The organism is Micromonospora sp. NPDC005324, assembly GCF_040607155.1.
Lineage (GTDB): Bacteria > Actinomycetota > Actinomycetes > Mycobacteriales > Micromonosporaceae > Micromonospora > Micromonospora trifolii.
Genome location: NZ_JBEXGE010000040.1, coordinates 38,492 through 59,427, shown reverse-complemented (window position 1 = coordinate 59,427; position 20,936 = coordinate 38,492). Strand labels below are relative to the sequence as shown.

14 protein-coding genes are annotated in these 20,936 nt (G+C 75.1%); 4 read left to right on the top strand and 10 right to left on the bottom strand.

The genetic code is table 11. The features are described from left to right. Positions 1–84 precede the first annotated feature (84 nt). The gene (gene eccD / locus ABZS40_RS30310; protein ID WP_354947175.1) at positions 85–1,479 is read left to right on the top strand and encodes a type VII secretion integral membrane protein EccD; all 1,395 of its coding nucleotides are present in this window, start codon (positions 85–87) and stop codon (positions 1,477–1,479) included. Between the two features lies 1 nt (position 1,480). Beyond that, complete coding sequence (eccB, locus tag ABZS40_RS30305) at positions 1,481–2,887, top strand: type VII secretion protein EccB (protein WP_354947173.1); 1,407 nt, start codon at positions 1,481–1,483, stop codon at positions 2,885–2,887. On the opposite strand, the gene ABZS40_RS30300 is transcribed toward eccB, so the two are convergent. The 7 genes from ABZS40_RS30300 to ABZS40_RS30270 all read right to left on the bottom strand — a co-directional run bounded on the left by ABZS40_RS30300 (position 2,862) and on the right by ABZS40_RS30270 (position 8,939). Then, complete coding sequence (locus ABZS40_RS30300; RefSeq protein ID WP_354947171.1) at positions 2,862–4,163, bottom strand: hypothetical protein; 1,302 nt, start codon at positions 4,161–4,163, stop codon at positions 2,862–2,864. The two genes, eccB and ABZS40_RS30300, sit on opposite strands and share 26 nt — an antisense overlap. Before the next feature lie 163 nt (positions 4,164–4,326). Then, positions 4,327–5,112: a zf-HC2 domain-containing protein gene (locus ABZS40_RS30295; protein ID WP_354947169.1), complete on the bottom strand. Its 786-nt coding sequence runs from the start codon at positions 5,110–5,112 to the stop codon at positions 4,327–4,329. A 101-nt stretch (positions 5,113–5,213) separates the two neighbouring features. Further along, positions 5,214–6,767, bottom strand: a complete 1,554-nt coding sequence (locus tag ABZS40_RS30290) for a S8 family serine peptidase (RefSeq protein WP_354947167.1) — start codon at positions 6,765–6,767, stop codon at positions 5,214–5,216. A gap of 9 nt (positions 6,768–6,776) precedes the next feature. Further along, positions 6,777–7,334 carry a sigma-70 family RNA polymerase sigma factor gene (locus ABZS40_RS30285; protein WP_354947165.1) on the bottom strand — a complete coding sequence of 186 codons (558 nt, stop codon included), beginning with the start codon at positions 7,332–7,334 and terminating at the stop codon, positions 6,777–6,779. A 123-nt stretch (positions 7,335–7,457) separates the two neighbouring features. After that, a complete protein-coding gene (locus tag ABZS40_RS30280) occupies positions 7,458–8,363 on the bottom strand; it encodes a hypothetical protein (protein WP_354947163.1) in 906 nt (301 codons plus the stop codon). A 1-nt stretch (position 8,364) separates the two neighbouring features. Next, complete coding sequence (locus ABZS40_RS30275) at positions 8,365–8,655, bottom strand: hypothetical protein (protein WP_354947162.1); 291 nt, start codon at positions 8,653–8,655, stop codon at positions 8,365–8,367. Continuing rightward, on the bottom strand, positions 8,652–8,939 hold the full coding sequence (locus ABZS40_RS30270) for a hypothetical protein (RefSeq protein ID WP_354947160.1): 288 nt from the start codon (positions 8,937–8,939) through the stop codon (positions 8,652–8,654). The genes ABZS40_RS30275 and ABZS40_RS30270 overlap by 4 nt, the downstream gene beginning before the upstream one ends. Before the next feature lie 26 nt (positions 8,940–8,965). Here ABZS40_RS30270 and ABZS40_RS30265 point away from each other — a divergent pair, with 26 nt between their 5' ends. Together ABZS40_RS30265 and ABZS40_RS30260 are read left to right on the top strand one after the other, a co-directional pair. Next, entirely contained in the window at positions 8,966–11,215 is a 2,250-nt protein-coding gene (locus tag ABZS40_RS30265) for a hypothetical protein (RefSeq protein WP_354947158.1), read from the top strand. Beyond that, on the top strand, positions 11,215–13,620 hold the full coding sequence (locus ABZS40_RS30260; RefSeq protein ID WP_354947156.1) for a hypothetical protein: 2,406 nt from the start codon (positions 11,215–11,217) through the stop codon (positions 13,618–13,620). The genes ABZS40_RS30265 and ABZS40_RS30260 overlap by 1 nt, the downstream gene beginning before the upstream one ends. On the opposite strand, the gene ABZS40_RS30255 is transcribed toward ABZS40_RS30260, so the two are convergent. Genes ABZS40_RS30255 through ABZS40_RS30245 form a run of 3 tightly spaced genes read right to left on the bottom strand, consistent with a single transcriptional unit; the run spans position 13,598 to position 20,932 of the window. Beyond that, a complete protein-coding gene (locus ABZS40_RS30255; protein WP_354947155.1) occupies positions 13,598–15,877 on the bottom strand; it encodes an AAA family ATPase in 2,280 nt (759 codons plus the stop codon). The two genes, ABZS40_RS30260 and ABZS40_RS30255, sit on opposite strands and share 23 nt — an antisense overlap. After that, positions 15,874–18,276 carry a right-handed parallel beta-helix repeat-containing protein gene (locus tag ABZS40_RS30250; protein ID WP_354947153.1) on the bottom strand — a complete coding sequence of 801 codons (2,403 nt, stop codon included), beginning with the start codon at positions 18,274–18,276 and terminating at the stop codon, positions 15,874–15,876. Before ABZS40_RS30250 ends, ABZS40_RS30255 begins: the two co-directional genes overlap by 4 nt. A 28-nt stretch (positions 18,277–18,304) precedes the next feature. Next, on the bottom strand, positions 18,305–20,932 hold the full coding sequence (locus tag ABZS40_RS30245; protein WP_354947151.1) for a LuxR family transcriptional regulator: 2,628 nt from the start codon (positions 20,930–20,932) through the stop codon (positions 18,305–18,307). Positions 20,933–20,936: the final 4 nt, after the last annotated feature.

Below are 20,936 nucleotides of genomic sequence, written 5' to 3'. Positions count from 1 at the left end.
GACGCCTCCGCCACTAGCGTGGCGGCCCTGATCTGGCGAGATCTGGTCGGCGTTTCAGCGACAGGAGGGAATCGGGTCCGAACGATGGACGAACTGGTTCAGCATCGCACGGCAGCGCCGGTAAGGCTACGTTTTGTCCTGAAGAATGCGGTTGCTGACATGGCGGTGCCGGTCGAGACACCGCTTGTCGACGTGCTCCCCGTGGTGTTGTCCACACTCGACCCGCAGGCCGGCGACCACGGCGCCGGCCACGACGGGTGGGTGCTGCAACGGCTCGGCGAGGTGCCGCTGGACGAGGAACGCAGCCCCGCCGACCTCGACCTGCTCGACGGCGACACCGTGCACCTGCGGCCACGGGCCGGCGCGCTCCCCCCGATCGGCTACGACGACCTCATCGACGGGCTCGCCGAGCAGGTCGAGCGGCACCAGGGCACCTGGACGCCGAGCCGGCTGCGCGCGATGCTGCTGACGTTCGGCGGGCTCGCCGTCCTGACCGGGTTGCCGGTGCTGGCGCTGGGTGGTCCGGCGGCGTACCGGGCACTCGCCGCCGCGACGGCCGCGCTGCTGCTCATCGGCGCGGCGGGCCTGGCGAGCCGGGCCGCGACCGACCCGGTGGCGGGCACCCTGCTGGCCGGCTGCGCCGCCGTGTACGCCGCCACGGCCGGGTGGACGGCCACCCAGTGGGCGGCGCCCGGCGCCGCCTGGACGGTCACCGTCTCGGCGGTCTGCCTCTGCGCGCTCGCCGCCGTCTGCGCCGGGTTCGCCGCGGTCGCGGACGGCGCGCTGCTGTTCACCGGCACGATCACCGGCCTGCTGCTGGTCGGCACACCGGCCGTGGTCGCCGCCGCCAGTGGTTTCGACACTCAACGCGTCGCCGGGACCACAGTGGTCGTGACGCTCATCGTGATGATGGTGCTGCCGCTGCTGGCGTTCCGCCTCGGCGGTCTGCTGCTGCCGATGATGCCGCGCCGCCCGGAGCAGCTCTCCGACGACATCGATCCCATCCCGTACCGGCTGGTGGTGGAACGCGGAAACGCCGCCGTCGGTCACCAGTCCGCGCTGCTGATCGGGGTCGGGGTGGCGCAGCTGCCGCTGGCCGCCCTCCTGGTGCTGCCCGGCGGCACCTGGCCACGGGTCCTCGGCCTGGTCACGGCAGTGCTGCTGCTGCTGCGCGCCCGCCACCTGACACACGCCGTGCAGCGCTGGACGGTGCTGGTCCCGGCGACCAGCCTGGTCGTCCTGGTGCTGCTGGGCTGGGGTGGTGGGCAACAGTTCTACCTGCGGCTGGCAGCGCTGCCGCTGCTTGCCATGATCGGCCTGGCGTTCCTCGCCGCGAGCACGATCCTGCCCGGCCGGCGGCTCCGGCCCTACTGGGCGCGGGCCGCCGACATCCTCGAACTGGCAGTCGCCCTCGCGGTCCTGCCGGTGCTGGGCGCCGTGCTCGGCGTGTACGCCGCGATCCGGGCCTGGGCCGGCTGACGTGCGCTCGCGCAGGGACCAGGTCCAGGCGTACCTGTTCGAGGCCGGGCGGCTGATCGGCGCGTTGATGAAGGGCCGTCCGGAGGGCGACGACCCGCCGCACCGACGGTTTGCCATCGGATCCGCGGTGGGCCTGCTGCTCACCGTGCTCATCGCGGCCGGCTTCGGCATCTACGGGATGCTCCGCCCCGGCGGCAGCGACCAGTGGCGCAAGCCCGGCTCGATCATCGTCGTCAAGGAGACCGGGGCGCGGTACCTGCTGCTCGACGGCGAGCTGCGGCCGGTGCTCAACTACACGTCGGCGGCGCTGATCCTGAAGAGCGCCGCCCCGGTGCGCTCAGTCTCGCGCAACTCGCTGACCGGAGTGCCGATCGGGGCGCCGGTGGGCATCCCGGACGCGCCGGACGCGGTCCCGACCGGCAAGCAGCTCTACCGTGGCGCGTGGACGGTGTGCGCCCGACGCCCACTGGACCGCACCCGGGCCGAGCGGACCACCCTGGTCCTGGACGACGTGCCGGGCCGGGACCCGGGAGCGCTGTTGGTGTCCACTCCGGACGCTGGCCTGCACCTGGTGTGGCAGGGTCGCCGTTACCGCCTCGCCGGGGACCAGATCCGGGTCGCGCTGGGTTACGGTGGCACGCCGCCGGTACGGGTCACCGAGGCGTGGCTCAACCCGATCGACTCCGGACGTGACCTGGTCGTCCCGGTGATCGCCGGACGTGGCCAGGCCGGGCCGGTGGTCGCCGGCATCCCGTCGGTGGTCGGGCAGATCTTCGAGGTGGCCAACCCGGCGTTGGCCACGCGCGAGCTGTACCTGGCCCGGACGGACGGGATCGCGCCGGTCAGCCGTACCGTCGGCGCGCTGCTGCTCGGCGACCCCGCCAGCCGGCGGTCCTACCCCGGTTCGGCGCCCCGTCCGATCCCGGTGGACGCCGACACGATGCAGGCCGCACCGATGGTCGCCGGGGGTGAGTACGTCACCGGCTTCCCCGCCGAGCCTCCGCCGCTCGTCAACGACCTGGGTGGGGCGGTGCCGTGCGTGCGGCACAGCGTCGCCTCCGGCAGCGTACGGTCCGAGATGCTCGCGGTGGCCGACGCCGCGCTGGACCGGGCCGTGACGGTGCCCGCCGCCCCGGGATCGGCCGGCCTGGCGGACGAGGTGGTCCTGCGCACCGGCAGCGGAATGCTGCTCCGCGACCTGCCCGCGCCCGGCGCGGTGCCCACCGGCGTCTACCTGGTATCCGAGTTCGGGGTCAAGTTCCCGCTACCCGACGACCAGACGACCGACTCACTCGGCTACTCCGGAGTGTCCCCCACGGACGTGCCCCGGGACTTCCTCGCCCTGCTGCCCAGCGGGCCGGCGCTCGACCGGGACGCCGCGCTCACCGCGCGAACCTGGGGCCGCTGATGCGCTCACCGTCCGTGCCCGCCGGCACCGGATCGTTCGAGGCGCGGACCAGGACTTCCACCTCGTCCGGCACGAACGTGGTCCGCGCCCGCTGCTGCGGGGTGAGCCGGGCGACGAGCGCGGACAGTAACGGCCGGACCTCGGGCGGCGCAGGCTCCCCCGGCAGACCGACCAGGATGGTGAGTCGGGTGCCGTCAGTGGGGCGGCGGCGCAGGTCGTCCCAGTCGTCTCGCACGTGCGGTGGTCGCAGCCACAGGCCCCACGCCGTCGGCTCCACCACCCACCCGGGGCCGAGTCGGTAGCCGTCCCCGTCGGTGGGCAGTCCGGCGACGACCGCCGGTGGCGCCACCGGGATCGGTGCCTGTCCCGGCGCGCACCGCAGCCGGGACACCGGGGGAATCCACCAGTCCCGGCCGTCCGGGTCCACCGCGGCGGACACCAGACGGTTCTCGTCGTCGAGTGTGGGCAGACCTGTCGCAACCTCCATCGGCCGGCCCCACCGCCCGGCCAACTCGCTGGCGAGATCCACCACCAACGACAACGGCACGCCGTACGGCGTCAACAGCACCGACGGGTCGAGCGCGTCCAGGACGGTGCGGACCGCCCGCGGGTCCGGTGGCCCGAGACCCGGACGACCGACCACCACCACCGCCCGCCTGCTCTCCGGAGGGATGGCGTACACCGGATCGTCGTACGAGACCCGTGCCTGGTCCGCGGTCTGACGGTGCACCCACAACCCGGCCGGCACCGACCACGCCCGCAGCGCGCCCCCGGTGTGTCGGGCGACAGTGTCGATCTCCGGCTCCCAGACCGGCCTGGGGTGGCGCAGGCCGGCCGGCACCGACTGCCCGGACCCGCTGGACCGCCGCCAGCCCGCTTCGACGTACAGGGTGCCGCCGGGTACCAGCAACAGCGGCCCGTCCGGGGCGTACACGTCGGCCTGCACCTGCCGGGACAGGGCGGCGGCCGGGGACGCGTCGCGGTCCGGCGTGGCTGCCGGTCCGAGCGCGGTGCCGGCGCCGGAGATGCCCAGCCGGACCGCAGTGCCGGGCTGGACAAGCGTTGGCAGGGCATCGGTGATCGCCGCCCAGTCCTCCGGGCCGGCGATCTCTCCGATGACGGTCACCACGCCGGGCTCGGTGGGCAACCGCGCGGCCCCGACGGCGACTACGCCAGCGGGGTCCGGGCCGACCACGGCGAGACCGTCGGCCAGCCAGCGCAGGGATTCGGAGGATGGTCGGCGCGGCCCGGGGTGGGGGGCTGCGGGCGGTGACATCAGGGGCGGGCCGCCCGTTGGTTCGTCCAATCGGACTGGTCGGACGTCATGCGGACGACGACCTCGGACCGGCGTGGCGCACGCCGCCAGGGGTGGGCATCCCGCGACCGTAGACGTTCGATGTTTCTTGCGGGGAACCAGCGACCGAAACTTTCTTGAATGGTTAACCGGGCGGGGCCGGCGTGCCGCTGTTCCGGCGGACCGTCGCGGCGACGACAAGCGCGCCGTCGGCGGCCGTCACACTGAACCGCTCCAGCCGGTCCATCGGCACCGGACACGCGCCGGTGAGGTCCTGAGCCTGGCCGGTTCCGGTCAACCCGGCGATGTCGTAGCTGATGCCGGCCACGTCGGTGACGTAGAAGCGGTAGCCCCGGCCAGCCTCCAGACCGGACACTGTGGCCCGCACGGCCGCGTCGCCACCGTTCGGCGACACGGTCACCGACAGGACGGCGCCGCTGGCGCTCCCCCCGGAGTCCGCGACCAGCGCGACCGGCGGCGGCGCGTCGTTCAGCACGGACTGGCCGAGTACGCCACCGATGGCCAGCAGGACGACGAGCACCAGACCACCCGCGGCCAGCAGCGGCTTACGCCGGAGCTGGCGGCCGGGGCGCGACGCGGGTCGAGCCGGGCCGGACGGCCGCGACGCCGGGCGTCGCCCCGCGTCGTCACGCGCCGGCGGAGCGGACGCCGCCCCTGGACGCGCACCGCCGTGCGCCGTCGTCGCGGCGATCGGCACGCCGAAGTCGGCGACCAGTTCGCGCCGGTCCCCCTCCCCGAGGACGGCCAGCGCGAGCACGGCGTCGCCGAGGATCCGACTCTCCTCCAGACAGTCGGCGCAGTGGGCGAGGTGATCCTCCACCGCCCACTGCTCACTGCCCGAGATCCGCCCGGCGACGTAGAGCGCGATCTTGCCGCGCAGCTCCGGCTCGTCACATCCGATGTTGCCCACTGGGCATCAAATCCTCATATCCCTGGTCGCCCGCCGTTCACCCATCCCCCTGCCACCTGGAGAACGAGTGTGACCGGGTGCCGGTTCAGCCGTGGACGTCTTCATCGTCCACCGCTCGGTGCCGATGTCTCCGGCTCGGGAGCGGTGGGTTCGGCGGCGACAGGTGGATCGCCGGGACCCTCGGCCGAGCGGCGGGTGGAACGGCGCAGCCGGACGACCAGCAGCGCACCGGCCACCAGGGCGGCCACCATGGTGAGCAGGATGGCGATCTGCGCGACCGTGCCGGCGCCGGTGACCCCGCCGCTGGTGCCGGACGGCTCCGGCGGCACCGACTCGGTCTCGTCCGGCAGGTCCTCGACCACCGCGGCCTCCGGGTCGATCATCCCGTGCCCGTAGGGGCTGCCGGTCGGCGTCCCGCCCATCTCGTCCGCGGTCAGCACGATCCGGCGGGTCACCTGCACCGCCGACAGCCGTGGGTGCGCGGCCCGCACCAGCGCCGCCTCCCCGGCGGCGAGCGCCACCGCGTACCGGGTGCCGCTGCCGACGAACCCCGTGGTGCCGGTGATGCCGAGGCTGGACACGTTGACGCCGGGCGCGACGACGTCCACGGTGTCGGTCGCGTACTCCTCGGCCGCCTTGCCGTCCGCGCTCACCCCGCCGACCAGCAGCAGGTACTCGGGCAGCAGGTCGGCCGCCCCGGCGTTCTCGGCACCGGCGGGCGCGCCCGCGATCACCACGATGTCACGGGACAGCGCCTGCTCGATCGCCCGACGTACCCCCTCGTCGGTGACCGCTACGTGGTCGCCCAGGGCGATCACGGTGGCGCCGGCGGAGGCGGCGACCTCGATGGCCGCGGCCTGGTCCGCCGGGCCCACCGGCTTGCCGTCGGTGGCGATCCGGACGGGCAGCACGACCGCATCGGGCGCGATGCCGGCGAAGCCACCGCTGGGCGGGGCGCTCGCGGCGATCAGGCCGGCCATCGCGGTGCCGGTGCCCAGGCAGTCGATGTCGCCGCGCCGGCCGCCGGTGACCAGGTCCGCGCCCTGTGCAACCCGGCCGGTCAACTGCGGCAGCCGGCCGTCGACCCCGGAGTCGACCACGGCCACCAACTGTCCGGCGCCCTTGGTCCGCGGCCACACCCGGTCCGCGGCCAGCCGGCTGGTGGCCCAGGTGGACCTGTCGCTCGCGACGGTGGTGGCCACGCACTTGCCGCCCGGCTTGGACGTCGGCAGCGGGACGGGACCCGACGTCGGGCTGCCCGGCCCGGTGGCGGTGGACGGAGGCGTCGCCGTGGCGGACGGGTCCCCTGGCCGGGTCGGCAGGACGCCGTACTGCACGCCGGGTCCGACGGCGTCCCAGGGCAGCACGACGTACCAGCCCGGGATCAACCGCTCCGGGTCGGTGAGCGCCCTGCCGTCCGGCTGCAGGCGGCCGCTGTTGAGGTTGAACAGCTCATCGGCCCGCCCGGCGTCGCCCAGGTAGCGCCCGGCGATGTCGGTGAGGGTCTGCCCCTGACCGGAACTGCTCGCCGTGACCGTGGCGTACAGCACGTACTCGTCCGCCGCAGCCGTGGCAGGGGTGGCAGGCGTCAGCACGGCGAGCAGCGCGACCACCAGGGCGGCCACCGCCCACCGGCGCATCGATCGGACCGTCACAACGGCCTCCTAGAGCGCGAAGTCACGTTTCACCAATTCCTCGTGCAGTGCCCGGAGCGCGTAGAACGTCCGGGACTTCACCGTCCCCTCCGGAACGGATAGGTTCCGGGCCGCCTCCGCGATCGAGCTCTCCCGGAAGTAGATCTCGATCAGCGCGCTGCGCAGCCGCTCCGGCAGCGCCGCGACCGCCTCCCGGACGGTCCGCGCGTTCAGCAGCCGGTCGACGTCGTCCTCGGCCACCTCGCGGTCGGCGATGCGCTCGTCGAGCACCTCGGTCGTACGCCCCTGCGCCGAGCGGATGTGGTCGATGGCGATGCGCCGGGCGACGGTCAGCAACCAGCCCCGGCTCCACTGCCCATCCGCCGTACGCGCCTCCGGATGGTTCCAGGCGCGGACCAGCGTCTCCTGGAGGATGTCCTCGGCCAGCGCGCGGTTGCCCAGCAACATGCGCGACAGGTAATTGAGCACGACCGGGCCATGAGTCCGGTATGCGACCCCGAGCGCCTCGTCGTTCGCCGGAGGGCGCGCCAACTCGCCGGACGCCGCCTGCGCGGTGACCTGATCCACGGAAACCATAACGACGCCGCCGAATGCCGGGTTCACGGACGGCGACACCTTACTGAAGCGGCCACGGTCCACTGACGACCGGGACCTGCGTAAATCCTCTTCGAAGGCGAGCTGTGGCATATGTCACACTGGTGCGGAGGAGCTGCGGACGACCCTCGCCGTCGCCACCATCCCGCCGCCCGTCCGCGTGACGCTCAGGTAGGCAAGCTGGTCCACCGGCACGTGGGCCACCCCCGACCATCGGACCGGGCCGGCCCCGCCGGTCAGCTCGCCGAGCAGCGTCAACCTGTTGTCCACTGTGATCGCGTACACCTCGTACGACGAGCCGCGGACCAGGCCACCGACGGTCAGCTCCACGGCCAGCCCGTCCGTCCCGCCACGTACCGCCACGCGCAGGTCGACGCCGGGCGCGTCGCTGGACACGGCGGTCGCCACTGTCGGTCCCGGCGGATTCGCCTGGGATGCCCGGTAGACGACAGTGGTGCCGGCGGCCACCGCCACGACGAGCAGGACCGACGAGACGGTGAGCGCGGGTGACCAGCGGCGCGGGCGGCGGTGCGAGTGCGGCCCGACGGAGAGGGGGCCGGTGGTGGGACGGGGCGGAAGGTAGGACAGCGACGCCGGGCGCGACCGGGGGACGGCCGGAGACCGCGTCGACCGGACCGCGACCGCCGCCGAGCCCGAGCGCGCCACCTCCGCCGACGGTGGCGCCGCGATGGCGAGCGGGTACGACGACGCCCGCGCCGGCGCGGTGGCGGTCGGCACGCCGAACTGCTGTGCGGGTGGGCGCAGCAGCACCGGCGCGGCGACGGCGGCCGACGGGACGGCGGGCAGCTCGCGTAGCAGGGTGCCCGGCGCGGACCGCAGCACGTCGAGCAGGTCGACGACCCGGGCGACGTCGTCGCGCTCGGATCGGCAGGACGGGCAGTCGGTCAGGTGGCGAGCCACCTCCGAGCGCTCGGTGTCGCTCACCCGGCCGATGGTGAGCAGACCCACCTTGGCCCGCATGATGGCGTCCTCGCAGTGCATCTCAGGCACCCCGGCCCGGCGCGTCGTCGGCGGGCCAACCGGCGTCGCCGCCGACCGGCCAGCTCAGGTCCAGCGCGCCGCCGATGAGGGTCAGGATGCCGGTGCGGCCGAGCAGACCGTCCACCGCGATGGCGCACTCGTGCGACGGCCGCAGCGCGGCCTGCTCGACGCCGGGCGCGGCCGGGGTGATCGGTTCCACCATGCGCCGCAGGGTGGCCAACCGGTCGGCGAGACCCGCCGCCAGCTGACCGATGGCGGGACCGGGATCGACTTCGTATGGTGTGCCGGTCATCGTCGCTCACCCGCTGTCGACTCCAGGTCGCGGCTCGACGACGCGGCGGACGCCCGGAGGTCGGCGACGATGTCGTTCAACGCGTCATCGAGCATCCGGGCGTAGATGTCGAATCCGACGAGCAACGCCTGGAACCGTAGGGGGGACATCCGCAGTCGCCCGGGGTCGAGCCGTCCAAGTTGAACCCGCAGGCGATCGACCTGTTCGCCGATCTCCACCACGGCGGCACGGCATCGGTCGGCAACATTGCCCTCGCCGGACGAATACGGTGTAATTCCGCTCATAATGCCTCCACACTCAGGAGCTCACCATGGAAACGGACGGCAGGGCTCGGCTGTTCACGATCCGGGCCGCGGATCGCGGGAACACTGCGGCGGTCCTGGCCGGGGTGGTGTTCGCGGTGCTCCTGATGCTCGGTCCGACCCTCTCCACCCAGGCGTACGCGGCGCCGACGCCATCGTCCGCCGCACAGAAGTTCTATGTGGTCGGTGCGCCCGTCGACGGCCAGCGCGAGTTCCTCTTCGCCATCGCCGCCCAGACCCTCGGTGACGGCAAGCGCTACCGCGAGATCTTCGACCTCAACCGAGGGCGGCCGCAGCCGGACGGTCGGATCATGAACGACCCGACAGTCGTCGAGTCCGGCTGGATCCTGCTCCTACCGGACGACGCTCGGGGCCCCGGCGTCCGTACCGGACCGTTGCCGTCCGTGCCACCGCCGACCAACCTGCCGTCCGCAGGCACCTCGCCGGCACCCGCCGAGGCCGAGCCGGAGGCCGACGAGGGCGGTGTGTCCCCGAGCCTGCTCGCCACCGCTGCCGGTCTGCTGCTGGCCGCGCTGACCGTGCCGCTCCTGCTGCGGCGCAGCCGGCGTGTCCCGGCGTCGACCGGGCCGGCCGCCGAGGCCGCCGCGACATCGCGCCCGCGCCCGCCCCGCGAGGCCGAGGCGGACACCGCCGCAACGGGCACCCCGCCCGCCGCGACCGGCACCGTCAAGCTGCCGCTCGTCCGCGGGCTGCCCCGGCTGGACGCTGCTCCCGAGCCACCTGTCACCACCCGCCCGTCCGCCGCGCCGGTGGCCTCCACGACCCCGACCCTCGCCGGCCCGGACACACCGGCGTCCAGCCCGTCCCGGCCCACGCCGGCCGGACCCGCCGACGCGCCAGCCGCCCCTCCACGGCTACCCGCCGTTCCGCCGCCGGTCGACATCATCGGCGCGCCGTCGGCCACCGCTCGGCCCAACGGCAGACCCTCGGCCGCTGCGCCACCCAACGGCACCGGCGGCGGACCGCCGACCACTGCCCCGCCGACCACTGCCCCCAGGACCGCAGCGTCCGGTCCCGACCGGCAGCCACCAACCCCACCGCCGACCGAACCGCCAACGCCGCCGCCAGCCGCGACGACGTCACCCACGACGACGACGCAGGCCGCGCCGGTGGCGACGCGTGCGCCGCGACCACCTGCGTCCCCACTCGCGGAACCGCAAGCACCCCCACCGCCGCGACCGTCCGCGTCCCGACCCGCAGCGCCACAGCCGTCCCCGCCGCGACCCACCACGCCACAACCACCCGCCGGGCCGCCGCCCGGCGAACCGCAGTCCGGGGTACGGCCCCAGCCCGTCCCGACGCAGCCCGCACCGCCGTCGGTACCCGCGACGTCACTCGCCTCCCCGCAGCCCGTCAGTCCGCCACCTGTCGCCGCGCCCCGGCCCGTCACGCCGCTGACGCCCGCCACCGCCCCGAAACTCGTGTCCGCGCCACTCGCGTCCGCCCGCCCCACACCGGTGCCCGCGCCCCGGCCGGCAGTGGACGACCTACCGCCCTCCATCGCCCGGCTGATCCCGGTCGAGTCACCGGAGGTACCTGCCGACCCGACGTCCGTGGCTGACCGCGAGGCCGCCGTCGAACCGTCGGCGCAGACGCCCGCGCCGGTGGTCACCGGGTTGCGGCGGGCCGTCGCGCTGCCCACCGGCGACCTGCAACGCGTCGCCGGCATCGGCTCGCTGGCGGCGACGGCACCGGGCTGGTTTCCTCCCCTGGTCACCGACCTGGACGTCGACGCGACGCCGGCGACCGTACGGCTGGTCGGCGCGCGGCCGGCGCGCTGGGGTTCGGCGTACGGGTGGCTGGAGGAGGGCTGGCGTCCGCCACCGTCGAGCATTCCGGTGGTGCTCGGCGAGCACGACGGCCGGCGACTGTGGGTCGATCTGGCGGCCGCCCCCGACGTGCTCACCCTCGGCGGTGACGAGGACGCCTCCCGACGGCTGGCCGTACGGCTGCTCGACCAGCTCGGCCCGTCGGTGGACGTCGTGGTGGTCGGCGACGCCCTCGGCGCGGAGCCGCCGCCGCCGCGGTGCCACCGGCTGGATTCCGTGGGAGAGTTGGCGGGGCTGGAGCCGGCGGCGCTACGGGTGGTCTTCTGCCCGGGGGCCTCGGCGGGGGTTCTGTGGCGGGAGCGCCGGTCGTTGACCGCTTCCGGGCAGCGCACCGTCCCGGTGCTGGTCGGCGAGGCGCCGCCGGCGCGATGGTCCGTACGCGCGATGGCAGGAGGGCCGGCGAGTTGATGCGACAGCCCCGCACCCCGGAGTCTCCGGCGGATGTGCTGGCCCGGGACGTCGACGACCGACCCTCGCCGGTGCCCGGCCTCGCCGACCTGGTCCTGGTGCCGGGCGAGGAGGGAGGCCTGGTCCTGCCGGACGACCCGGGCGCGGCGCTCACCGTCGACGCCCTGGCCGATCTCGCCCGCGCTGCCGGAGCCGGCGAGCAGGACCTGCGGGTGCTGATGGACGACGGTGCCCGGCAGGCGGCGTTGTTCGGCCGGCTGGCCGACGTGCTGGGTCGCGACGTGCTGGTGACCCCGGCGGGGGCGACGGTGCAGCCGACACCGGCGGCCGGGGGTCGCACGGAGGCCGTGCCGGTGAACCGGGCGAGCGGCGCGGTGGTCGACTGGGTGCTGGTCCAGCCGGCGTCGTCACGTACCGGGCTGCCGGGTTGGTACGATTTGGCGGGTGGCCTGGTCCTGCACCGCGGCGGGCTGGTCACCCTGCCGCTGCCGAACGGTCTGGAGTTCGCCGACCGGGAGGGCTACGTCGTGCGACGGGCGGCGGCGGCCCGACTCGGCACGGCGCACTCGGACCTGGTCACCGTCGCACTCGCCACGCGTGGTGGCGGCTTCGTGCTCTCCACGTACCGGGGACGCAGTGGCGTGCACGGCGCCGACGAGGTCGCCGCGGCGCTCTCCTCGATCCCCCTCTACGGCGGTGACCTGCGGCTGTGGCTGCGCTGGCCGCTGGACCCGGCGGAGCAGCGACTGCTCGACGCCCAGATCCGCGCGCTGGCCGAGGCGACCGGCGCCACCGTGTGGACGCCGCCGGTCGGCGCGGAGGCGGTGCTGCTGCGCGGCTGCCAGGACCTGGCCGCACGGGACCGGTCGGGCCAGGCGGTGGCGTGGCGGCCGGTCCGCTCCCCGTACGCCTCCGGCGCGTCGGTCTTCGACACCGACCTGGACGGGCGGCTCACCCCGGCGGTCGGCGTCACCATCGCCTCGACCGGCGAGGTGGCGCTGATGAGCATGTCGCAGCGGCGCGAGGCGGCGATGCGGGACCGGTATCGGGAGTTGACCGCCGAACCAGGTAGCACCCTCGTCGACCTGACCATTCTGGAGGACGGGCGGCTGGGGCTGCGGCACGGCGACAACAGTGTGCTGGCCGCGGGCACCGCCCAGCTGCGTCGGCTGCTGGAGATGGCCGGCTGGGGCGGCGGCGACCTGATGCTGCTGACTCCGGTGCCACCGGAACGGGCGGACGGCCTGCAGGAGCACCTGCGAGTGCTCGAGGACGAGTTGGGTGTCCAGGTGTGGACGCTCGCTCCCGGCGCCGTGGTGTCCGTACAGGACGGTCTGCCGCGCGCCGTGGACGAGCACCGGCTCCCGGCGCGCTGGCAGCGGGCGGCCGGTGCGGGCGCGGACCCGGAGGGGAGCCGCTGGCGCAACGAGGACGGTTGGCTGGTCGCGCTGCGGCAACCGGCAGTAGGGCCGTCGCTCGACGCCACCGTCGTGGCGGAGCCGGCCGCGATGGCCCCGGAGGCCTCCGGCCCGCTGCCACCGCCCAGTCCGCGTCCGCCGCTGACGGTGTCCGCCCGGGGCAGTCGGCCACACGGCGTGCGGTGGCTGACCGAACGACCGGAGATCAATGCGACGCCGGTACGACTGTGGCTGTCGTCGCCGTGGCCGGCGCAGCGGGTCGCGGTCGAGGGGGTGCCGTCGGCGAATCTCTATCTGGTCGGTCACCTCGCGGGTGGCCCGCTGGCCCGGACCGCGCCGCAGCAGCACCTGCTGTGCCTGCGAGTGGAGGCGGGCGGCGCGGTGGACCTGGGTCGGGTGGGCGACGACCTGCCCGCGGACCTGCGCCATCAGGCCACCGACGGCACGTTCCTGCTTCCGGCGGGCTGGCTGGACCTGGCCCGCCTTCAGCAGGGTTACCGGGTGGACAAGGCCGGGCAGCCCAGCGATCCGGTCGACCTGCCGGCCCACCCGCTGACGCTGCGCTGCAAGGGTGCCCGGCACGGTGCTGACGGCCTGCCGAACGAGGTGGTGTTCGCGCCGCGTGGTGGGCGGAAGTGGGCGGTGGTGCCGGACCGGCCGGACACCGCCGAACCGGACACCGACCTGCTGGTGCTTCTTGCCCGGAGGCCCGCCGTCCGGGAAGGTCACCGACTGGTCCGGCTCCAGGTCGCCGCGAACCGCGCGGTGGACGTGGTGGCCAGCGCGGCCGTGCTGGCCGGGCTGGCATCGGTCCGGTCGCGGCTGCCCGAACTGGTGGCGGACGGGGTGACGATGCTGCTGCCCAGCCGTTACTACGACCGGACGACTGTGGACCAGGTGCTGCACGTCGAGAACGGCCGCTGGCGGCGCCGGGCGAAAGGCATCGCGCTGCCGCTGTCCAGCCTCATCGCGCCGGACCGGCGCTGACGGCGGAGATTCCGGTGCCGAACGTCCCGTCCAGCACCGCGGTGGCCAGCTCGACCCGGGACCGGTAACCACTACGGGCGAAGAGCCGGCTCAGCCGACCCTCGACGCTCTTCTCGCTGTTCTGCGTCGCGGCGGCAACCTCCCGGTTTGACAGTCCGTCGGCGACGAGCACGGCGAGGAGCCGGTCACCCTCGGCGACGGTCTCGACGCGGCCGGCGACCGGTGCGCCGCGTTCCCGGGCCAACTGTCGAAGCCGAGACCGGTGCAGCAGCGCCCCGAGCCCACCGAGGATCGCGTACGCCTCGGCGAGCGCCACCGGGTCCTGTCCCGCCCAGCGCACCGCACGTTCCAGGGTGCGCGCCAGCTCGTACGGCTGGTCCGTAGCCCGTGCACGCCGCACCGCCTCGGCCGCCGCAGCGGCGTCCCGGTCGACGATCATGCGGACGACGGCCGCCGGGTACGCGGACAGCAATGCCTCCCGCGCGGCTCGGGCGGTGCCCGCGTCCTCCTGCTCGACGGCCAGTTCGGCGGCGCGCACCCACAGCTCGCCGGCGGTGGACACCTTGAGCGCGGCGCGCAATGTCCGGGCTGCCCCCCGGGGGTTGCCGAGGGCGCGGTGCAGGTCGGCGCGGGCCGGTGCCAGCAAGTCCGGCGGCTGGTCGGTGGCGGCGTCCAGCACGGCACGGGCGCGGGCGGGCCGGCCCTGGGCCAGCAGCACCTCGGCGGCGACGCCGGCGACCGGCCAGCCCGGTCCGGTCTGTCCGGCGGCCTCGGCGAGGACGGCACCGTCGAGCGCCGCCGTCCACCGGCCGGCCCGGAAGTCCAGCAGGGAGCGGTCGGCCAGGGGTAGCCGTACCGCCGCCGGGTTTCCGTTCCGGGAACGGGACGCGACGGCCCGCCGCCGCTCGCGGCCCGGCCCGCCGTCGTGGTCCGCGGCGTCCACCACCGGTGGCGTGCCGGCGAGCAAAGCAGCGGCCTCAGCGTGCTGGGCCGGAGTGAGGTCGTCGGCGTAGCCGGTCCGCAGGGGTTCCAGGACCCGGGCCACCTCGTCGCGCAGCCCTCGACGCAGTGCGGCCGTCGCCTCGCTCAGGGCGGCCGCCACGTGGTCGGCCGGCGAGCCGCTGACCTCCGCCGCGGCGGCCCACCAGCGGGCCGCGTCGGCAGGTGACCCGCCGGCCTCCGCGCTCGCCGCCTCCCGCAACCGGGCGACCGCCAACTCCGGGTCGACCGACCCGCCGGCCTCGACGAGACGGTCCGGTAGGTAGTGCGGGTCAGGCACCGCGGACGGGTCACCGCGAAGTGCCTCGACCGCGACCCGGGCGATCCGACGCCGTTCGTACGGGCCGTGCCGGGCGACGAGGCCGAGCGCCAGGGCCGGCGAGGTGACCGTCCAGCAGCTCGACCGGGAGCGGACCACCCCTTCGGAACGCGCAGCGGCAAGCTGTCGGCGTACCTGTTCCACGCCCAGGTCGAGGGCCCGCGCGATGAGCGCGGGCGCTTCCGGGCCGAACGGCTGGAGCACGGCGAGGGCCCGCGCCACCGCGCGCGCCGGTCGGCCGAGCCGGTGCACCGGCCACAGAAGCTGGTGTCCGGGCGGGATGACCGGGACGGCGGTCGGGTCGCGCAGCCCGGCGCGACCGTCGGCCAGCACGAGGTGCCCGGCGGTTCGGTAGCCGGCGACAACCGCGTCGATCGCGGCGGGCACCCCGACGCCGTACCGGCGTACCGCTGCGGCCAGGTCATCGTGCGGTGTGGCGCGCAGCAGCCTGGCGACGAGCGCGTCGGCGTCCTCGGCTCGTCGGGGACGCAGCGGCACGACCCGGACGGCCAGGCCGGGTCGCAGGCGTGGGACAGGTTGACCGCCGCCGGTGCGGACGGCGGCCAGGCACCGGACGGGTGCGCCCGTCGGGTCGGTCAGTGCCTCCTGGATCACCCGCACCGACTCGGTGTCGGCCCACTGGGCGTCGTCGAGGACGAGGAGCAGCCCGGGCCGGCGGCGCAGCAGACCGGCGAGGGCGGTGGCCGGCGGCTCGGCGGCCCGACCGGACGGGCCGAACGGGCTGAGCGCGGCGAGGACGCGTCCGGCCAGGTACCACGGTTCGCCGCGATCCTCCGCCGCCAACCGCAGCGTCAGTACGGGGGTGCCCCGCCGGGCGGCGGTGTCCGCGGCGGTGCGCAGCGCGTGGCTGCGGCCGATGCCGGCCGGCCCGGTGACCACGGTGAGCCCCGCCCCGCCGAGCAGGTCGACACCCGTCATGCGTCCGCGCCGAAGTCGGCGGCGGTGAGCAGGCGCATGTCCGCGTCGGTGAGTCGGTCGGACGCGGCCAGCCGGGACGCCTGCCGGTCGGCCATCCGTTCGAAGACCTTGCGGGCGGTACGGCCGTTGCCGAACGTGCCGGTCTTGGGGATGACCTCGAAGTGTTCCAGCAGCAGCGCGGTCGCCTCCTCGTCCAGGTGGTAGTCGTGGCGGCGACACTGCTCCTCGACGATCGTCACCAGTTCGGCGGCGCTGTAGCTGAGGAACTCGATGGTCCGGCTGAACCGCGATTCGAGGCCCGGGTTGGTGTCCAGGAACCGCTGCATCTCGGCGGAGTAGCCGGCAGCGATGACGACCACGTCGTCACGGTGGTCCTCCATGAGCTTGACCAGCGTGTCGATCGCCTCCCGGCCGAAGTCCGGGCCGGTGCCGCCCCGACCGGTGCTGAGGGTGTACGCCTCGTCGATGAACAGCACGCCACCGAGCGCCCGGTTGAACGCCTCCGTGGTCTTGATCGCGGTGCCGCCGATGATCTGGGCGACCAGGTCGGCGCGGGCCACCTCGACGAGGTGCCCGGACCGCAGCACGCGCAGGTCGGCGAGGATCGCCCCGTACAGCCGGGCGACTGTGGTCTTGCCGGTGCCGGGCGGGCCCGCGAAGACGAGGTGGCGGGCCATCGGCGGGGCGCTGAGGCCCGCCTCCTTGCGACGCTGCGACATCTTGTTGAGATTGATCAGCGACGACACCTCGTGCTTGACGCTGGCCAAGCCGACCAGGTCGTGCAGTTCGGTGAGCGGGTCACTGGCACGGCGGATCTCGGCGCGGTCCGGCGGCGGGACGTCGACGGGGGCGTACGCGGTCCCGGCGGCGGTCGTCCCGTACGCGTCCGGGGCACCGTTGCGGACGCTTGTCAGCCCGTCCACTGTCAGCTCGCCCGGCACCAGCTGACGCAGCCCGGACCCGCGGTTGTCGCGTACCGCGCAGTCGGTCAGGCGCACCGGCTCAGCGGTGGCGATGGTGACCCCGTTGCCGGCGTTGCCGTCGAACTCGGAATCGGCGAGCACACCGGTGCCGTCGGCGGCCAGGACGCACCCGTCGGCGCGGCTCTCTCGCACCCGGCTGTGGGTGAGCGACAGCTCGGCGCCGGCGGAGGCCTCCACGCCGTTGCCGCCGGACCCGGCGACGTCGACGTCGGTGCAGGTCAGCACGGCGTGCGCGACCCGGAGGCCGGTGGTGGTGGCCCCGCGCAGGCTGAGCCCGGTGACGGTGGCGCGGGCGGCGGCGTCGACGGCGAGCCCGTGGCCACCTGGTCGGTCCACGGTGGTGTTCTCCAGTGTGGCGCGCGCGCCACCGGTGACCACGACGGCGGTGCCGGCGCACCCGGACACCTGGAGGCGGCGGAAGAACGGGTCGGCGCCGCCCTCGATCCGCACCGCCACGTCGGCGCCGCCGTCCACCTCCAGCTCGCTGAACTCGGGGGTGGAGCGTTCGTCCACGCTCACCGCCGCCGCGCCCGCCCCGAGGACGGCGCACCGCTCGACGACCCCGCCGGCCTGCCCGACGAAGCGGAGGCCGTGCCGGCCGGGTGAGCGCACCGCCACGCGGGTCAGCCGGGGCGCGCACCGGCTGCTGACGAACACGCCGTCGTGCCCGATGTCGGCGATCGTGCTGTCCTCGACGGACACCGCCCCGGTGGTGGCCAGGTACGCTCCGATGCCGTCGCCACCGGTGACGGTCAGCCGGCGGATCACCGCGGCGGCCTGTTGCTCCACCGCGAGAGCCGGCTTGGCCGCGCCGATGATCTCGCAGTCCTCCAGGTCGATGGAGGCGCGCCCGTTGAGGCACACCCCGTTGCCGCCGGCACCCTGCACGACGCTGGCCCGCATCCGCAGGACACCGCTCTCGCCGACCACCACCCCGGAGGTGCCGAGCTCGACGAGGCGGCAGTCGTCCAGGACGCTGCCGGTCGCCGCGGTGACCACCACCCCGGCGCCGGCCTGGTTGGTGACGCGGCTGCCCCGCATGGTGAGGGCGGCGCGGCCGAGGACGAAGATGGTCGCCCAGGCGCCGGCCGCCAATTCGCACTCGGTCACCGCGAGCTGACCGGCCTCGAAGGCCACGGCCGGGCTGTCCGCGTCGAGCGCCTCGATGGTCAGCGCGCTGAGCGCGGCGGACTCGGCGGTCAGCACGACAGCCGGACCGCTGGCCGCAGTGATCTTGACGGTGCCCGGGCCCTCCTCGGCGGCCACGGTGACCACCTTGTCCAGCACCAGGTTCTCCGGGTAGTGGCCCGGGGTCACCATGATCAGTGCGCCGGGCTCCGCCTTCTGCAACGCCTCCCGGATGCTGCGGCAGGACCCTGCGGCGGTCCGGGAGACGAGGATCCTCTTGCTTTTCACGCCGGGTGGTACCTCCATCGTCAGCCGGTCAGGACGCCGCACCGAGAACGTCCGTCCCCACGGTCGTCGCGGCCAACTCCACCCGGGAGCGCAGGCCGGTGCGGGCGAACAGTCTGGTCAGGTGGTTCTCGATGGTCTTCTCACTGAGTCGTAGGCGGGCGGCGATCTGCCGGTTGGTGCGCCCGCCGCGCAGCAGCTCGACGATCTGCAACTCGACCGCGCTGAACGCGGGTCGGGACCCACGCGCCCGCGGCGGCGCCATCCCTCGCCGACGCAGGGCCACGGAGACCGCCGACCGGGCTGCGGGCGCGCTGAGCGCCCGGGCCAGCGCGTACGCCTCCAGCAGCCACGTTCCGGTGTCGTCGACGTCGCGGCCGAGCGCCAGGGTGGCGTGCCACAGGTCGAGGCGGTGACCGCGTACCCGGACGTGGCCGATGCTCTGCGTGGCGGCTGTCGGGTCCCCCTCGGTCAGCGCCTGGATCAGGCACCTGGCCTCGGTGGGGATCGGTGGGCCGTCGGACCCGTACAGGGCCCGCAGCCGGTCGCCCGCCGCGTCGACACCGAACCGGGCGTGGAGGTCGGCGATCCGGACGAGTAGCTGCTCGACCCCGATCGGGCTGCCGTACGCCCGCTGGGCCTCGTAAGCGCTCCAGCCGGCGGCGATCCGCCCGGCCGCGTCCGTCGCGTCGCGTGGCTCGCCGCCGGGGCCGTTCGTGACAAACCACCGCAGGGCGGCGTATGGGGGCTCGTCCGGCACCGACCGCACCCACTCGGAGGCGGCCTCGGTCTGCCCGCGCAGCGCCAGCGCCTCGGCCGCCCAGAGCCGGGCCAGCCGTGGCACGACGTGCTCCGGCGCTCCGGTCAGGTTCGCCTCCCGGGCGGCGGACAACACACCGGCGAGGTCGCCGCTACAGCGGTGCTGATGCAGCCGGTGGTAGGCGGCGGCCGCCCCGTCGACAGGCGTGCCGTAGCGGGCGGAGCCAAGCACCAGGCGCAGCACCTCGACCACGTCGCCGAGGCCCCCGGCACGCAGCAGCGGATCGGCCGACGGGCCGCCGGTGAGCGCCCGCCGGATGGTGGCGACCTCGTGGGCCGCGAGCAGCGAGGCGGTCGCCTCGGCGCTCGCGGCCGGAGCGCGGGCCGGCCAGGCATCCCCGAACGCCACCATCGCGTCCGGGCCGGCGAGCACTGTGTGCACCCGCCGCGGCAGCGGGTCGCCGGTGTGCAGGGCGGCGAGCAGCGCGGCGGCGGCCAGGTCGGCGCGGTCCGCCACCGGAACACCACGGGCGGCGATCCGGTCCACCTCGGTGGCGAGCCGGGCGAACTGACCGGTGCGGACCAGCAGCCGCAGCAACCGCGCCTGGATGTCGCCGGCCGTGTCCCCGCCGCCGCTGTGCCGCAGCGCCGCGCTCAACCAGTGTGCCGCGCGGTCCGGTTCCCGCTCCGCCGCCCGCACGGCGGTGGACAACAACGTGACAGCAGTACGCCGGTCCGGTGGCACCGCGGCACCGGCCGAGGTGACGTGGTCGGCGAGCCGGAGCCGGTCCCCGGCCTCGCCCGCGCCGGTACGGCGCAACAGGGCGGCGGCACACGCCCGGTGCAGCCGGGCCACCGCCTGCGGCCCGGCGTCGCGGATGAGGCGGGCGGCGAGCGCAGGGCTCTGCGGCCCGATGCCGCCGAGTCGGTCGGCGAGCAGCACCCCGGCGCACACCAACTCGTCCAGGATCGCGCCGTACCCGTCGGGGTCGCCGAGCGTGGCGGTCGCGAACAGCGGCAGGTCGGCCAGGCCGAACCGGGCCACCGACGCCATCGTGGCCAGGCGGACCGCGTCGGTGCCGTACCCGTGCAGCCGGGCGGTCAGCGGGTGGCCCGGCGGCAACGGGATCGACTCGTACGGGTCGCGCAGGCACAGGTGCCCGCCGGCAACGGTGAGCCGGTCGTCCTGACGCAGCGCCTCGACTGTCGCCACGACGGTCGCCGGGTGCCCGGCCAGCGGACCGAGCGCCTCCCCCAGCGCGGTGACGAGCGCGTCGTCGACCGGGGTGCCGTGTCGGCGGTCGAGCAGCTCCCGTACCGCCGGGGCGGGGAGCGGCGGCAGCTCGACGACCACCTCGGCCACCGCGTCGAGGCGACCGGCGGCCGGTGCGCCCGGTTCGGTGACGGCGACGACCAGGACGCCGGGCCGGGTGGCGGCGTCGAGCGCGAGCGCGCGTCCCGGCGCACTGCCGGCGTCGTCGGCGATCAGAACGGCGCGGCCGTGGCGGCCGATCTGGTGGAACAGGGTCGCGGCCTCCCGGGCCAGCGTGGCGGTCCGGCCCGGCAACCGGCCGGCGGGCGACGCACACAGCGCGCCGAGGGCGGCCACCGGCGCGGCCAGGGTGGGCTCGTCCAGCAGCTCGTAGTGCCGTCGGACGGTGTGCAGCAGCGCCTCGAACCCGCCTTCGGTGCTCTCTCCCGGATCGGCCGGCGGCAGCGAGAGCACCACCGCATCCTCGTCCCGCCAGGCGTCGGCGGCGGCCCGCAACAGCGCCGTCCGCCCGCTGCCGGCGACGCCACGGACCAGCGCGAACCGCCCACCGACGGTGGTGTCGCGCCCGGCGGCGGCCAGGGCGTCGAGTTCCACCTGCCGGCCCACGACCGCATGTCGTCTCTGCATGTTC

What these genes read in the sequence shown, in the direction of transcription:
- ABZS40_RS30275 (WP_354947162.1), bottom strand. Translation starts at nt 8,655, where the DNA reads ATGACCGGCACACCATACGAAGTCGATCCCGGTCCCGCCATCGGTCAG.
- ABZS40_RS30265 (WP_354947158.1), top strand. Translation starts at nt 8,966, where the DNA reads ATGGAAACGGACGGCAGGGCTCGGCTGTTCACGATCCGGGCCGCGGAT.
- ABZS40_RS30260 (WP_354947156.1), top strand. Translation starts at nt 11,215, where the DNA reads ATGCGACAGCCCCGCACCCCGGAGTCTCCGGCGGATGTGCTGGCCCGG.
- eccD (WP_354947175.1), top strand. Translation starts at nt 85, where the DNA reads ATGGACGAACTGGTTCAGCATCGCACGGCAGCGCCGGTAAGGCTACGT.
- ABZS40_RS30255 (WP_354947155.1), bottom strand. Translation starts at nt 15,877, where the DNA reads ATGACGGGTGTCGACCTGCTCGGCGGGGCGGGGCTCACCGTGGTCACC.
- ABZS40_RS30270 (WP_354947160.1), bottom strand. Translation starts at nt 8,939, where the DNA reads ATGAGCGGAATTACACCGTATTCGTCCGGCGAGGGCAATGTTGCCGAC.
- ABZS40_RS30245 (WP_354947151.1), bottom strand. Translation starts at nt 20,932, where the DNA reads ATGCAGAGACGACATGCGGTCGTGGGCCGGCAGGTGGAACTCGACGCC.
- ABZS40_RS30300 (WP_354947171.1), bottom strand. Translation starts at nt 4,163, where the DNA reads ATGTCACCGCCCGCAGCCCCCCACCCCGGGCCGCGCCGACCATCCTCC.
- ABZS40_RS30280 (WP_354947163.1), bottom strand. Translation starts at nt 8,363, where the DNA reads ATGCACTGCGAGGACGCCATCATGCGGGCCAAGGTGGGTCTGCTCACC.